14 protein-coding genes are annotated in these 15,762 nt (G+C 44.8%); 4 read left to right on the top strand and 10 right to left on the bottom strand.

Annotated elements, in window-relative coordinates; all coding sequences use genetic code 11:
- The first annotated feature begins 175 nt into the window (after positions 1–175).
- Entirely contained in the window at positions 176–790 is a 615-nt protein-coding gene (locus tag RHOM_RS11490; protein ID WP_014080479.1) for a hypothetical protein, read from the top strand.
- Positions 791–1,156: 366 nt separating this feature from the next.
- Here the strand turns inward: RHOM_RS11490 and RHOM_RS11495 are convergent, their stop codons facing one another.
- Genes RHOM_RS11495 through RHOM_RS11505 form a run of 3 tightly spaced genes read right to left on the bottom strand, consistent with a single transcriptional unit; the run spans position 1,157 to position 4,451 of the window.
- Positions 1,157–1,762, bottom strand: a complete 606-nt coding sequence (locus tag RHOM_RS11495) for a hypothetical protein (protein ID WP_014080480.1) — start codon at positions 1,760–1,762, stop codon at positions 1,157–1,159.
- 21 nt (positions 1,763–1,783) lie between these two features.
- The gene (locus tag RHOM_RS11500) at positions 1,784–3,076 is read right to left on the bottom strand and encodes an aminotransferase class I/II-fold pyridoxal phosphate-dependent enzyme (protein WP_014080481.1); all 1,293 of its coding nucleotides are present in this window, start codon (positions 3,074–3,076) and stop codon (positions 1,784–1,786) included.
- 49 nt (positions 3,077–3,125) lie between these two features.
- A complete protein-coding gene (locus RHOM_RS11505; protein WP_014080482.1) occupies positions 3,126–4,451 on the bottom strand; it encodes a replication-associated recombination protein A in 1,326 nt (441 codons plus the stop codon).
- Between the two features lie 413 nt (positions 4,452–4,864).
- Here RHOM_RS11505 and RHOM_RS11510 point away from each other — a divergent pair, with 413 nt between their 5' ends.
- Positions 4,865–5,941: a hypothetical protein gene (locus RHOM_RS11510; protein ID WP_014080483.1), complete on the top strand. Its 1,077-nt coding sequence runs from the start codon at positions 4,865–4,867 to the stop codon at positions 5,939–5,941.
- 180 nt (positions 5,942–6,121) lie between these two features.
- On the top strand, positions 6,122–6,610 hold the full coding sequence (gene lepB / locus RHOM_RS11515) for a signal peptidase I (RefSeq protein ID WP_242823187.1): 489 nt from the start codon (positions 6,122–6,124) through the stop codon (positions 6,608–6,610).
- Positions 6,611–6,623: 13 nt separating this feature from the next.
- On the opposite strand, the gene RHOM_RS11520 is transcribed toward lepB, so the two are convergent.
- The 7 genes from RHOM_RS11520 to RHOM_RS11550 all read right to left on the bottom strand — a co-directional run bounded on the left by RHOM_RS11520 (position 6,624) and on the right by RHOM_RS11550 (position 13,839).
- On the bottom strand, positions 6,624–7,643 hold the full coding sequence (locus RHOM_RS11520; protein ID WP_044024683.1) for a hypothetical protein: 1,020 nt from the start codon (positions 7,641–7,643) through the stop codon (positions 6,624–6,626).
- A gap of 500 nt (positions 7,644–8,143) precedes the next feature.
- Complete coding sequence (locus RHOM_RS11525) at positions 8,144–9,337, bottom strand: hypothetical protein (protein ID WP_014080485.1); 1,194 nt, start codon at positions 9,335–9,337, stop codon at positions 8,144–8,146.
- Positions 9,338–9,394: 57 nt separating this feature from the next.
- Positions 9,395–10,069, bottom strand: coding sequence for an RloB family protein (locus tag RHOM_RS11530; protein WP_014080486.1), 675 nt, complete (start codon positions 10,067–10,069; stop codon positions 9,395–9,397).
- Positions 10,066–11,313, bottom strand: a complete 1,248-nt coding sequence (locus RHOM_RS11535) for an AAA family ATPase (RefSeq protein WP_014080487.1) — start codon at positions 11,311–11,313, stop codon at positions 10,066–10,068. The genes RHOM_RS11530 and RHOM_RS11535 overlap by 4 nt, the downstream gene beginning before the upstream one ends.
- 183 nt (positions 11,314–11,496) lie before the next feature.
- Positions 11,497–12,219, bottom strand: a complete 723-nt coding sequence (locus RHOM_RS11540) for a polysaccharide deacetylase family protein (protein WP_014080488.1) — start codon at positions 12,217–12,219, stop codon at positions 11,497–11,499.
- A 79-nt stretch (positions 12,220–12,298) separates the two neighbouring features.
- A complete protein-coding gene (locus tag RHOM_RS17800) occupies positions 12,299–13,360 on the bottom strand; it encodes a putative acetyltransferase (protein ID WP_014080489.1) in 1,062 nt (353 codons plus the stop codon).
- Positions 13,357–13,839, bottom strand: coding sequence for a C-GCAxxG-C-C family protein (locus RHOM_RS11550; RefSeq protein ID WP_014080490.1), 483 nt, complete (start codon positions 13,837–13,839; stop codon positions 13,357–13,359). Before RHOM_RS11550 ends, RHOM_RS17800 begins: the two co-directional genes overlap by 4 nt.
- A gap of 131 nt (positions 13,840–13,970) precedes the next feature.
- Here RHOM_RS11550 and RHOM_RS11555 point away from each other — a divergent pair, with 131 nt between their 5' ends.
- Positions 13,971–15,425, top strand: a complete 1,455-nt coding sequence (locus RHOM_RS11555; RefSeq protein WP_014080491.1) for a nicotinate phosphoribosyltransferase — start codon at positions 13,971–13,973, stop codon at positions 15,423–15,425.
- Positions 15,426–15,762 lie beyond the last annotated feature (337 nt).

The following is a 15,762-nucleotide window of genomic DNA, read 5'->3' on the forward strand; positions in this document are numbered from 1 at the left end:
TTACCATGACTTGTAAAAAAGGTCAATTATCTCTCCTTCTTTTTACGCAATAAAATTTCTCAAAAATCTAAACCGGGCAATGTTTCCTGCCGATATAGAAGATGAGACAAAGAGCAGGCATGGATGCCTCCTGTCAATTATTTTAAACCGATCCAAGGGAATGGAGGAATGAATTATGGCAATTAACAGTATTACAAACTCAGTGGCAGCACAGCGGGCTTCTACTTATACCGCAGCAAAGACGGACCATACAGAGAAAAAGAGTGAGAGCAGCACAAAGACCGATACCGGTGTCGTATATGAGAAGAGTTCCGGTCAGACATCCGGCACGGTTACAAAGAAAACCGATTACGCACTTGTCAACAAGTTAAAGGCAGATGCCGAGCAGCGTACCTCCCAGCTTCGCAGTCTTGTAGAAAAGATGATGACCAAGCAGGGTGTTGCCATCGGTACCGCAGATTCTATGTGGAGCTTCCTTGCAAAAGGTGATTTTACCGTAGATGAAGCCACCAGGGCACAGGCGCAGGCAGATATCGCTGATGACGGTTACTGGGGCGTCGACCAGACTTCAGACCGTATTCTTGATTTTGCAAAAGCACTCTCCGGCAACGATCCGGAAAAAGCTGATCTTCTTCTTGACGCTTTCAAGAAGGGCTTCAAGGAAGCAACCAAGTCCTGGGGACAGGATCTTCCGGACATCTCACAGCGCACCTACGATGCCGTTGTGGAGAAGTTCAACAAGTGGAAGAACGGAACCGAGGAGACGGAGGCTGCCCAGACGCAGGCATAATCCAAATTTAGAACGGGATACGTTTTCTTATAAGTAATAGAGATGTATGACGTTCCAAATGCAACCGGGGCGGCAATTCTAATCGCAAAGTCCGGTATTTCTAACCATGCCGCGTCAAACATCCTTGAACATCTTTGTTTTTCCAAGTTTGGAACATTCCACGTAGTGTGTCCACAAGCTGCAGACAATTTTAGGACTTTTGTGTGTGCCCCTTGTTGGCACCCAGACAACAGATGGCGAAATGCCATCTTTATGTCAAACAAAACATAACCGCGCGAAGCCGATGTCTGAGTTATCATCTGCCCTGTTTTCAATAGCAGATGATAACGAGTTCGGTTCGCGCGGTTATGTTTTGCATTCACTTGTTCAATTCCGGTACGTCATCTGCGGCTGTCTGGCAGCCTCCATCTGTTTCTGACGTTTGTGTCTGCCGTGTACGGTACAGAATCCGACGACCGCCGCCACAACGTCCAGCACAAAGATAAAGTGCAGTATCGACAGGGCAACTGCTACCCCCACGGACAGCTTTTTTTCACTGCACGCCCGGATGCAGCCGCACAGTCCGTAGATGGACGGCGGTATCAAAAACAGGACATCCGCAATCCACATCACGCCGATAATCGCGACTCCGCCAAACATAAACGTCGCAAATCCCGCCAGCACCATAAACGCCGCCAGCAGATAATACGGGACATAGCACAGCTTCATCAGCATATCCCACAGAAGCAGCGCCTGCGCGCCGGTTCCTGCCGCCGTCTGATAGATGACCCAGACGACATTTAAGAGCACGACCACCGTGTAGACAATGCAGATTGCCGTCTGCGTCATCTGCAATCTGGAATCGCCCGCCATGATATAGGCTCCAGACGAATCTCTGTCCGGTCTTCCCATGCCCACAGACAGAACCACAAAAAGCAGATACGGTAAAATCAGCAGAAGAATCGGTGTCACTATTCCAATTATTTTTTTCATATCATTCCCTGCTCTGTGCTCTTACGCCTGCTGTTCCCCCAGAATCTTCTCAATGCTTGCCAGCTTTACGCAGACTACAAAAATCTGTGTTGCCGTTGTAAGATCCTCCAGCGACGGATACGACGGAGATATACGGATGACGGAATCTTTCGGGTCCTTGCCGTACGGGAACGGTGCTCCTGCCGGTGTCATCACAACGCCTGCCTTTTTCGCCTTATCTACCACGCTCTTCGCGCATCCCTCCAGCGTCTCATAGGTGATAAAATATCCCCCCTTCGGGCTGTACCAGCTTCCGACGCCGAGATCCTTTAACTCCTTGTCGAATGTGTCCAGAATCATCTCAAACTTCGGTCTGAGGGAAGCCGCATGCTTTCTCATGTGCTCCGTGATACCGTGCACATCTTTAAAGAAGCGCACATGGCGAAGCTGATTCACCTTATCATGACCGATCGTCTGGATCTTCAACTGTTTCTTAATATCCTCCAGATTGTTCGCGGAAGTTGCAATCGCAGCCAGACCGGAACCCGGGAAGCTGATCTTGCTGGTCGAGCAGAACTTGTATACCATATCCGGATTGCCCGCGCGCTTGCACTCTGCCAGAATCTCGATCAGATGATCCTGATCCATATCATATAAATGATGTACACAGTAAGCGTTATCCCAGTAAATACGGAAGTCTTTTGCCGCCGGTTTTAATCTGGCAAAACGGCGTACCGTCTCATCCGAGTAGGTAATTCCCTGCGGATTGGAGTATTTCGGCACACACCAGATTCCTTTGATCGCCTCATCCTTGCTGACAAGCTCCTCCACCATATCCATATCCGGTCCTGTCGGAAGCATTGGAACATTGATCATCTCAATGCCAAAATATTCCGTGATGGCAAAATGTCTGTCATAGCCCGGAACCGGACATAAGAACTTCACCTTGTCAAGCTTGCACCACGGCGTATTTCCCATCACACCGTGTGTCATGGAGCGTGAAATCGTATCGTACATGATATTTAAGCTGGAATTGCCGTAGATAATGATATTTTCCGGATTGCACTCGATCATATCGCCAATCAGCACTTTCGCCTCCTGGATTCCGTCCAGTACACCGTAGTTGCGGCAGTCCGTTCCATCCTCGCATGCGAGATCGGAATAGGACGAGAGAACATCCATCATGCCCATAGACAGATCCAGCTGTTCCTGGGATGGCTTTCCTCTGGACATGTCAAGCTTCAATCCCCGCTGCTGGAACTTCTTGTATTCTGCTTCCAGATGTTCCTTCTCTTTTAACAGTTCCTCTTTGCTCATCTCCTGATATGACTGCATTGTTCCTTCCTCCTGCTATCTGTATATACATTTTATATGAACCTTATTTCTAAGGCTGCATCCCTTTTATTTTTTCAAAATATTCCCGGATTGTTTTCTCATAGCCGTTCTCCGACGGATGATAAAACATGCGGTCTGTCAGACCGTCCGGCAGATACTGCTGCTTCACATAATGATTCGGATAATCATGCGCGTATTTGTAACCGACGCCGTGTCCCAGCTTCTGTGATGACTTATAATGTGCATCCTGCAGGTGCACCGGTATCGGTGCCGTCATGGTATCCCGCACCGCCGCCATGGCATCGCTGATGGCACAGACCGCAGAATTGCTCTTTGGTGCGCTCGCCACATAGGTCACCGCCTGCGCTAAAATGATCTGCGCCTCCGGCATACCGATGCGCTCCACCGCCTGTGCCGCCGATGTGGCGACCACAAGCGCCATCGGATCTGCATTGCTGACGTCCTCCGCCGCACAGATCATGATGCGCCTTGCTATAAACTTGATGTCCTCTCCCGCATACAGCATCCGCGCAAGATAGTAGACTGCCGCATCCGGATCGGAACCCCGCATACTTTTGATAAAAGCGGAGATCGTGTCGTAATGGTTATCCCCGGACTTGTCGTATTTGACCACGCGCTTCTGGATACATTCACTGGCAACCGCAAGCGTGATGTGAATCTTCCCGTCTGCACTCCGCTCCGTCGTCAGCACGCCGAGTTCGATCGCCGTGAGTGCCGCGCGGGCATCCCCGTTCGCAACATCCGCCAGAAATTCCAGCGCATCGTCATCAATCACAGCATTATAAGCGCCCAGTCCCTTTTCCCGGTCGGTTACCGCGCGGAGAATCAATGTCCGGATATCCTCCTTCGACAGACTCTTCAGTTCAAAAATGATAGATCTGGACAACAAAGCTCCGTTGACCTCAAAATACGGATTCTCTGTCGTTGCACCGATCAGAATGATCGTGCCGTCCTCCACGAACGGAAGCAGATAATCCTGCTGCCCCTTATTGAAGCGATGAATCTCATCGATAAAGAGGATCGTCTTCCTGCCGTACATTCCCTGGTTGTTCTTCGCCTGCGCGATCACTTCCTCCATGTCCTTCTTGCCGGCAGAAGTCGCATTGATCTGTAAAAACTCTGCGCTCGTCGTATGCGCGATGACTTTTGCAAGCGTCGTCTTACCGGTTCCCGGCGGACCGTACAGTATGATGGAACTTAGCTTATCCGCTTTGATTGCACGGTACAGCAGCTTATCTTTTCCTATAATATGCTGCTGCCCCACCATCTCATCCAACGTCGTGGGGCGAAGTCTGGATGCAAGCGGCGCCTCCGTTTCCTTTTGTTGTTCTCTCATATATTCAAATAAGTCCATGTCAAAACCTGCTTTCTGATGTATAAAAATTCCCGGTCACTGCCTTCCGGCGTATGTCCGTGCGCAGCGTACACTTGACCGTTTTGAATTTTCTTTATGTAAAACTTGCATTTTTTTAATGATTCGTGGTTTTAATCATGATTTTTCCAAAAAATATGACAGATTGCAACATCAAAATTGCATCACTTCTATTACAATACACGATATATGCCCTTTTTACAAGTAAAAATATGCATTTTCTCTGTTGTGCACGATTTTCCCCGGAAATCATTTTCTATACTGTAACAAATTGATCGGAGGGTTGCAAGTGAATCTGTAAATCTAATTCTAACGCTGTCATAAAATGTTTTTTATCCTTTACATCTTAAGTATGATACAATATAGTAAATCATAATGGAGGTTTTGAATTACATATGAAAAAGAATATGAACAAACAAAAAGTGTTAATATCAGTATTGGTAATGACAATAGGTCTATCACTTTCAGCGTGTGATTCTCAGAAAAATGAACCTGTAAAGGAAAACGAAGTAACTGAGACAGATCAGGTAACGTCATCTACTGAATCAACCGTACAAGAAGAAAGCGCAACAGAAACAATCGTTACGCAGGAAGAATCAAGTGAAACACCTAATAATGCAGAGGATTGGAAGCAGGCTTACATAGATTTTCTTCAGTCGGGTGCAATATTACCGGATGCAAGTAATCAGGGGCTGCAAATTCAAGATGCTGATGCTGCCACGTATGGAATAGTCGATGTAAATTTGGATGGAATTCCAGAGTTATTTTTATTTCCCGGATGCGCCGACTGGAGATATGATTTATATACTTATTATAATGGAACTGTAAAATTGGTGGACTGTAGTGCATCGGCAACCAGCCTTTTCCTCTATAACCTGGAGGGAACTCCATATTATCTGGGATTACAGGAGTCTTCCTATGGAAATGAGATTGATGTATGTACCATTGAGAATGGAGAACGTAAATTATTGTTGTCTTACAAGAGTGATTATCCATTATATGAAATGGGATTTCAGGATTCTTATACAGAAAATTATTACGTTGAAAATAATCCGGTAGATGAAGTGACATTTGAAGAAAGTGCGAAAAATATTTTTACAGACGAAGAATATAAAGCCCTCATGAATTTTGAAATCGAAACAACTGATCCAGTAGAAACGCCGGTAAAAGATTTATCTCTCATCGAAAATTATAAAAAAGCTTTTGAGAGTAATGATATTGCAACACACTTACAAATAGAGACAGATTCTGCAGATGAATCCGAAATAGCAGACTGGACCGTAATAGACGGCGTACAAGGGACAACCGATTGGAGCGAAATCGAAATTATAACTTACAAAAATGGTATTAAAGCAACCACCATATGTTATTGGGATGGCTCGGTGGAAACTTCATATGATGAAAAAACTACTGCTGCTCTCGCGAACTCCATAAAGCAATCCGCACCAACAACAGATAGTGATACCCCATAAACACTGATGCATCAGTAAATAACTCTGGTCAAGCCACAACACCTGCAACGTAAGTAACAGACATTCATGATTATGAACTAATGGCTACTTATTTCATACCATATCGGAGGAACTATCTTGAATTGTGAGAACAATTTTTCAAAAAAACTACACCAGCCTTTCGCATCCATCGTCTTATATTTGCGTGAGTTTCTTCCATACCTTATATGCATTAGCATTATAATTTTTCTGTTAAACAGCATACTCTCTATCGGTTCAATCAAAAGCGGATCTATGGAAGCCACATTAAGGACAGGCGATATCGTCATCGGTAACCGTCTTGCCTATATTGCCAGTGAACCACAAGCCGGAGATATTTTATTTTTTCATCTTAATGGAACCACCTATTGTAAACGCGTTATAGGAGTGGCCGGAGATAAAATTACTTTTTATGATGGTTATGTATACATCAACGACAAACAGCTCGATGAGAGTGCCTATCTGCCGGAAGATGTTGAGACGAACTGTACCGATACATTTGTTGTTCCTTCTCAATGTCTCTTTGTCATGGGAGATAATCGGGAGCTGTCTTTTGATTCACGTTTTTGGGATACCCCATATATTTCTGTAAATGATGTTATCTCCAAAGAACTGTTCAATCTTAGCGCAATCTTCCGGAATGCTTTATAGAAAAACAAGGCAGTTAATCTGCCTTGTTTTTCTTTGCTTTTCTTACTACGCTAATCGTTCTACCAATCACGCCGCCCGCGATCACAACAATGGCTACAACGCCAAATAACGGGATCGGGCAGGTCTGCGGAATGGTTTCTGTGTCAAGCACTTCCCCGCAGACGGTGCAGCGCAACTCCTTGGTTCCGGTTGAAAATGCTCCGGCACTCTTGGTTACTGTCCATTCGCCGTCATCGTGTCCGGTCGCCGGAATCGTCTCTTCGTACGTGTCCCCACAGACAGAACAGGTGTATGTCGTGCTTCCGTCCTCGGTGCAGGTGGCATCCGTTGTTTCCGTTACCTCGTAGGTATGTTCCGCCAGATCTGTCTCTTCGGTGTAAGTGTCCCCGCAGACAGAGCAGGTGTATGTTACACTGCCAGCTTCGATACAGGTGGCATCCGTGCTGTCCGTTACCTCGTAGGTATGCTTACCGGTCGCCGGGATTGCTTCCTGCTTGGTTTTTCCTGTAAGACTGTTCTTATATTCTGTGTAACCGTCCGTTGCGCACGTCGGATCTACTGTTGTGACTGCTTTCCATGCCGCGTCGATCTCCGCGTCTGTATAAGTCTTGGTGGAATTGGTGTCACTTTTCTTGGAATCAGATCCGCTGTTGTCGGTTGCTGTTGCCTGTGTATCATTGCTGGAAGTGCTGCTTGATGAGCTGCTCTTCTGGGATGCAGGTGTGAAGTCCGACGGAATTTTTCCGGCAGCTTTCCATGAATCCATATACTGAAGACAGTAGCCAGAATTTAAAATCTCCTGTGCTTTTCCAGATGTTACACCGCCTGCCAGCACCATTTCATTCACTACGCCGTATTCTCCCCAACTAATGAAGGAATCTACCTGATCGTCTTTACTTCCCGCCTCCAGAGTCAATTCAGCCTTGTGGTCGATGTAGGTGAAGTTAGCCCACGCAGTCAATGTCATTGCTGTAAATAAGCCGACAAGTACATAAAAGCGTTTTGGTTTTCTTTTTCTTGAAAAATATTTCATAAAACAATCCTCCTCTTACTTATTGTATGCGCGTTTTACCTTGCGCCTGTATTTCTCTTTCTGGTACCCATATCTGTGATAAAGCCGGTATTCGGGGTTCTGCTGGATTGCAAAAACATTAAAAGTCCCTCTGAAACGAGCTTTTTTCCTTTTTTTCGGGCTTCGACTTGACACATAACGATCATTTAACTTAATAAGTGCAAGCAAGTTGCCATTCAAACTGCGAGGTTTTGCCTTTAATGGTACGCCATGCATACGTTTCCAGTTATTTGATTGTAGAGTTATACAGGTTATGTCTCTAATACGCAAACTACATTCTATAATCTATAATAAAAAGTTACTCAAAATATTTACTTGTTTTAAATGAAAAACTCTAGGGTTCGATCATTCTCAGATACTGAGAGATGTACAACCTAGAGTATTATTAACACATATCACAGTTACATTTGTATAATATATGTAATATAGCAAAAAGTCAACCTGCATTTGTATTTTTCCTATTACTCTGAATTCACTATGTTTATACGATAACAGGCGGTCTCTGATGTAGACTTATACCTGTTTCCACACTCCAGCATGTATTCTTTGCATCCATTTGGTACTGCGTAATAGCAATACAGGTCATTTTTCTTATTCCAATCGTATATAATATCATATGTCCTACTCGTACATGAAACACCATGATAAACCAGTCTGTTTCCATCCAGACCCTCAATTTTAATATTTGTATATAAGTCTTTCTGAGACTGCGATAGACTGTATTTTATAACATGCCAAGAGAATCCTTCTGGTGCTTCCATATATTTCCGCATAGATTTTCCCGAATTGCAATACGCTTTTATGATATCTATGGCATCCTCTCCTGTGTATAACTGCTCAACTGTGATTTCCCCACTTGATAAAGAGAATTCTGAATTTTTATCATACGCCAAATAAGTTCCTGTCATACCAACAGCTAACAAATGATAGATATCAGAATATTTATTTCCGATCTCTCCCTGATTATCCGCTATATCAAGTTTTCCCTTCCTGCCTGACACAGGCAAATCTGTATTTATATCAACATTAGACAATGCTGTGTGATCTGTAATGTTCAAAGACTTTGCGATATGTTCAAGCATTCTTTTCGTGTCAAAATCCAACTCAGAATAACATTCTCCTCTTGCGCCTACAAACATGGAGCATTCCACCCCACTAACAGATACATTTGCAAATTTTCCCACAAACGTACCACCCTGATTTTCTGTTACTGATACGTCACTTCGTACGGTATGAATTAACCGATACGCATCATTTTTGATTTTCATGTCATATTGGTCTGCTTTATCTTCCAAATTAAACCAGACACCATCTATTGGCTTTTCAGTAATTGTTTCCCCTATGTTTGTAGAATTCTGTAATCCGTAATCCGTCTGATTGTCAACAATCATTATAATCTGATCCATATCAAATAATAAATAGGTACTTTTCCCGTCACTATATACATACGTATATGTACCGTAATCCTCATCGTCTGAAATACCTGTAATAGCTGTAGCCTGCGTCAAATAATTTTTCGGCACATCAAATTCCACACCATTTACAGAAGTTATGACTGTATACTTTTCTTCCTGCATTTCATGTAGATAATGCAGGCAGCCAAACAAACTTATCATGCATACAGCCGTTATAACGGCAATCCATTTTTTCTTCATAGATCCTCTTAATATCTATCCTAAAATAATCTTATTATAGTCAGAATCTCTTACAGGCTAAATGTAGTTCTGCAATTCTTCAACCAGCTGATAAACTCTTGTCGCCGGGCATCTTTGAGATGGTGCAGTATCTCCATATGCTTCATATTGACGCTTAGCCCGTGCTATAGCAATGGGTGTTTTATCTCGAAGTACATCATAAATTGACTTCATATTTTTCTCATATTGACAATAACCCTTTAGCAATTCTCTGTATTTTTCTCTTCCCACATTAACAGACAGTTCCTGAAAATGAAGAAGGAACCATAACTCAATACACTCATTTGACCACGCTACCCGGTATTCGCGCACATCTTTCTTGCCTTCTGCACTGTATTGTGTATTGTCAAAATTATCCAACGGGAAATCATCTTTATCATACATGAGCCATACAACCTCCGCTTGAGGAAAATTTCTGGCAACATTTGCTCTTGCATACTCTAATAATCCTTTTGTGTTTCTGCCCGTTCCCTCTACTACCACAAACTTGCCCGTTGAAAACTCTCTATATTTTTCATTTATTACCTGTGCCATCGCTTCAATATAATATGGTTCCGTTTTTGTCCCTTCACTTACAATATAAGTATACGGCGGCAATACTATGTTCGTTTTCTTTTTCTTCTTTTGCATTTTTTTCTGGAGTTCATCTTGTTGTATCTTAAGTTCACTAAATTTCTTAGGTTTAAGACTCATTCGCAATCCTCCCAATTTATAATTTTTCGTATATATGGGTCGGCACCATAACGTCCCTCAAGGTATCGTTTGCCATATGCTTCATCATTTCTTATCATGCTTCCATCTGTTTTTCGAAATGCTACAAGTGAATATAATTTTGATGCCCCATACGGATTCTTTGCACAAAACCATATTTCATCTCTACGAAATACATCATGATTCATCGTCGTAATATCATGTGAAGTTAATAAGAGCTGTGCCCCATTTTTATTGCTTTCCGGATTTGTAAATAATTCTATTATATACCGCAGCAATTTCGGATGTAGTTTAGCATCAAGTTCATCAGCAATCATCAAATTTCCCTCTTCCAGACACCTGTTTATGGTTCCAAGACAGCTAAGCAGCTTTCTCGTACCGCTAGACTCTTCATCCAGACTGATCTCACACATTTTACCATTTTCCATTACATGTTTCGTATATACATCTTCTATGTTACCATCTATATCTTTTACAATGCGGATATCCTTAATTGCTATATCCATTTCTTCCAACATCTTAAATAACCATTTTCTTTTCTCTTTTGTTTTTGGTAATAATATTTTCTTCTCATTACGAGGGTTATCATAATTAAGCACTTTAATATCAAAGAACCAATTTACAACCGTATCAATACTTTCTATATCATAATTAATAGCAATATGTGAAAGTAAGGGCATAGTATCATTTACTTTTTCAACCGCAATATCTTCTATTTCCTCACCCAGAATGCATTCCTCATCCGATCGTTCAAATATAAGCCGCACGTCATTTGTTCCCGCTTTTTGTGCATATAAATTTTCAGATATAATTCTATTCTTTATTATCGCGAGCTGATAGTGCCATTTACTGCCTTTTGCCAAAAACATAATGTCAAATTTTGTAGGTAAATCCTTGTACTCCGGAGAAAGCTTATAGTATATTTCTTTCGACCCTGTCGAAGATAACCTTCGTATAACATTTTCATACTTTTCCTCCTCATCGTGCAGTTTTGTCAGCACTATAACCCGCAATATAGTGTCTCTCAAAAAATTTAAAGCCTCCAATACTGTCGATTTACCACCTCCATTAGGTCCGTAAATAGCTATAACAGGCACAAGTCGCTCCCCGGCACTTTCATCAATCAGCAAACTGCTTTCATGCTCATTTATTCTCTCCGCAGTAAAATCAAGCATTGCTTCTTTTGAAAATGCTTTATAATTTTCAAATGTAAATTGACATATCATAAAATATCTCTCCTTCGATTTTTTCTCTTCAATTTCATATAATATATTATATTATCACCATTTCCCCCTATTTTCAATGCGCATCAGGTGATTTTTTCTCGCAATTTTAGTATCATATAAAATAATATTTTCCATTTAGATAAACAGCGCGGACAAACTTTGCCCGCGCTGCACTTTCGCGTCTCACTCCAGCAGAATCTCCTCCACCGTCACAAATGTATACCCCTGCGTCTTCAATTCATCGATGATCTTAAACGCGGCCAGCACGGACGACTCCGACGCATCATGAAGCAGAATAATATCATTCTCCTCGACATCCCCCAGCACGCGCTGCGCAATGACCGATGAGTTGCTCGTCGCCCAGTCTTTCGGATCGACATCCCAGAGTACCTCAATCATTGTCGTCTCATAATCCAGATTCGGTTTCCAGCACCCGAACGGCGGCCGGATATACTCCGGGAACTCACCGATAATTGCATGAATCGCCGCGTTCGTCTTATCCACCTGCTCGATCGCCGCTGCATCGGTCAGATTGCTCAGATTGACATGTTCATAGGAGTGTGTCCCGATCAGATGTCCGCCCTCATGGATTTTCTTCACGATCTCCGGATACTGCTCCACTTCTTTTCCCAACAGAAAAAACGTGGCGTTCACACCACGTTCCTTCAGCCCCGAAAGAAGCATCTCCGTATAGTCCGGATTAGGTCCGTCGTCGAATGTAATTGCCACTTTTTTTACCGATTCATTCATCGCCATCGTCTCCCTGACCTCTGTTGGCGCACGCAGGGATACCTGCATGCAAAAAGCTACACAACACCCCGCCGCCATACATGCCATTCCTGCTGTCACCCAGATCAGTCTGCCTCTTTTCTTTTTATTATAAAACCAGCTTCCTGCTATCCGCACTTCTACTCTGACCTTTATGCTCTGTCACTTAGAGTATATTCCGAAAAGCGCGATGCTATCACTTCATTGCCGAAAACACTCACATAAACTGATTGCCGCCCGGCTCCTGAACGTCATAGTAATCTCTGAAATAATCGTAGGGATCATTATAGTAATCGTAGCCGCCACTGCCATCACCGTCATACCATCCGTCGTTTCCGCCACCGTCATACCATCCGTCGTTTCCGCCGTCGTCATACCATCCGTCGTTTCCGCCGCCATCATAACTGCCATTTCCATCGCCGTCGTACCATGCATCACTTCCATCGCTGTCATAGCTGTCATCATACTGATCGTATAGGAGATCTTCGTATGTAATCCCCGCATTTGTCATTCCGAACCACATGGCAAGATATAAAACGACAGAAAGCACCATTGAGATCGCCGCTGTGATGATTCCACCGATTGCAAGACCATGCTCCTTATTTTTCGTGATCTGAATGATTCCGAAAATAATCGCCAGAATTCCCGTCACCCAGTTGATGCAGGTACAAAACAGCAGCACAGACACGATTCCAAGTATGAGCGATGCAATGCCATATCCTCTGCCGTCCCCTTTCTGTTTCTGCTGCGGCATTCCCGGATTTACTCCTTCCGGCGCCACGGCAGCCCGCTCAAACGCCAGACGCGGCGCGCCGTTTGCCAGATGAATCACCCCGCAGTACACAAATCCGTTTTTTTGCAGAAGATGCTGCATAATGCGGTTGTCCTGATGCGTGTCAGCCCTAAGACTGCTGCAGCCATGCATTTTTGCCTGCTCGGCACACCAGGAAAAGCAGATTCCCGCCACGCCGCGGAGCCGTCCGGCGGATGCCAGCCGGTGCACGGTTCCATAACTTCCATTCGTGCGCCACATCCCCTGCCCAATCTGCCGGTAGGTCGGATCCTCCCCTTCTATATAGGAAAACACAGCCTCAATCACGCCATCCCTGTCAACTACATAACTGACTCCGCGTGCGATGTCCTCCTCAATCAACGCTCTGGACGGATACCCCTCCACCCACTGGTTGGGGTTGCCGGACGCGTGCATATACTGCACCGCCCTCGCATATATCTGCATGATCTGTTCCAGATCCTGTATGGCTGCTCTGCGAATCATCATCTGACTGTTCCTCTCTTTTCTAACCTCTCATCCACCGGATGTTCTGCAATATACTTTTCCAATATCTCAGCGGCATCCCCGACAAGTTCCTTGCAGGGGCGCTTTTTATAATACTCGGCAGTCCGTTCCTTCGGTGTCGGTTCTTCCCGCTTTACCGATAAACCAAGCAGTTCCCGACAGACAATCGAACCGTTTTTTTCCTCAAACGCCTTCGCCAGTTCCTGGATTCTCGCATAGTGTGCCGCTTTTTCCTCCCGGGCGCCCGGGTCGTCATAGCCGTATAATATGCCCACCGTAAGAAACATCCCGCTGACCGCTCCGCACACCTCGCGCAGTCTTCCCATTCCGCCGCCGAAAGACGAGCTGAGTGCCGCCGCCGTGTGCGTATCCATTCCATGTAAATCCGAAAACGCCAGAAATACCGACTGCGCACAATTATATCCTTCTTCAAACAGTGCCATCGCACGCTCTCTTCTCATCCCATTCCCTGCCTCACATTTCTTTCAGAATACCTTAACTATATAACTTTTCCTACATTTTCTCAACGATTATGTTATAATAGTTCCAATCTCAAAACAGGAAAGGAGCGGAACTTTGGTTCCAGACACACATGAGTACATTGAACCTTACCCTGCTCACAGATCTCTATGAGCTGACCATGATGCAGGGATATTTTAAAAATCATAATCAGGATGTTGTCGTCTTTGACGCCTTCTACCGCAACAATCCCTGCGACGGCGGTTATTCCGTCTGCGCAGGTTTAGCGCAGGTCATCGACTACATCGAGAATCTGCATTTTGACGCGGACGACATCAACTATCTGCGCAGTCTGAAAATATTTGACGAAGATTTTCTGGAATACCTGAGCAATTTCAAATTTTCCGGCGACATCTACGCCGTCCCGGAAGGCAGCCTGATCTTCCCGAGAGAACCTCTGGTAAAAGTTGTCGCTCCCATCATGGAGGCACAGTTAATCGAGACTGCCATCTTAAATATCGTCAACCACCAGTGTCTGATCGCGACCAAGGCCGCCCGCGTCTGTTACGCGGCCAAGGGCGATAATGTCATGGAGTTTGGTTTACGGCGCGCACAAGGTCCGGATTCCGGTACCTACGGTGCCAGAGCTGCCGTAATCGGCGGCTGCAACGGCACTTCCAATGTTCTCGCCGGTCAGATGTTCCATGTGCCGGTACTCGGCACACATGCCCACAGCTGGATCATGAGTTTTCCGGATGAGTACACGGCTTTCCGCAAATATGCTGAGCTCTACCCGTCCGCATGTATTCTGCTCGTGGATACCTACGACACGTTAAAATCCGGTATTCCGAATGCCATCCGTGTCTTCACCGAGATGCGCGATGCCGGTATTCCGCTGACTTATTACGGAATCCGCATGGACAGCGGCGACCTTGCCTACCTCTCCAAGCAGGTGCGCAAAATGTTAGATGAAGCCGGTTTTCCGGACGCCGTGATCTCCGCTTCCAACGACCTTGACGAATACCTGATCGAAAGCTTAAAATTGCAGGGCGCAACCATCAGCTCCTGGGGTGTCGGCACAAATCTGATTACCTCGAAAGACAACCCTGCCTTCGGCGGTGTTTACAAGCTTGCCGCCATCCGCACTGCAGACGGAAGTTTCCAGCCGAAGATCAAGTTATCTGAGAATGTAGAAAAAGTCACAAATCCCGGCAACAAGACATTTTACCGCGTCTATGACAAAAAGACCGGCAAGATCAAGGCCGATCTCATCTGCCTGTACGATGAGACATTCGACGAGAGCGAAGACTTAAAGCTGTTTGATCCGAACGCTCCCTGGAAAAAGACGAGACTTCCGGGCGGAAGCTACACTCTGCGCGAGATGCTGATTCCAGTAATAAAGAACGGAAAAACTGTCTACACTTCCCCGAGCGTCATGGAGATCCGTGAAATCTGTAACCATGAAAAAGACACCATCTGGGATGAGACCAAGCGTTTCGTCAACCCGCAGGAGATCTATGTCGATCTGTCCCAGAAGCTCTACGATATGAAAACAGCCCTCTTAAACGAGATGAGTATGGATTCTTAATCGCAGGGAATCCCTGCTCTGTATCTGGAAGAGTATATTTCATTCAATGCGTGTGCATAAAGTTCCAGAATGTAACCGGCAGCAACATTCTTTGAAGCAAAATTCGAGTGTTTCTTCCATGCCGCGTCCGGTATCCAATTCTGTGTCTTTGCCACGCTTTGACAATCCACAGGGCGTGTCCGACAACCCGCAGACAATGAGCGGACTTTTTAGTGGCGCTAATGCCACTTCTTCACAGACAATATAAAACCGCGCGAACCGAAACTCGTTGGCATCTGCTATTGAAAATAATGCAGATGCCAATTCAAACATCGGCTTCGCGCGGTTATGTTTTGTT

Source organism: Roseburia hominis A2-183 (assembly GCF_000225345.1).
GTDB classification, from domain to species: domain Bacteria; phylum Bacillota; class Clostridia; order Lachnospirales; family Lachnospiraceae; genus Roseburia; species Roseburia hominis.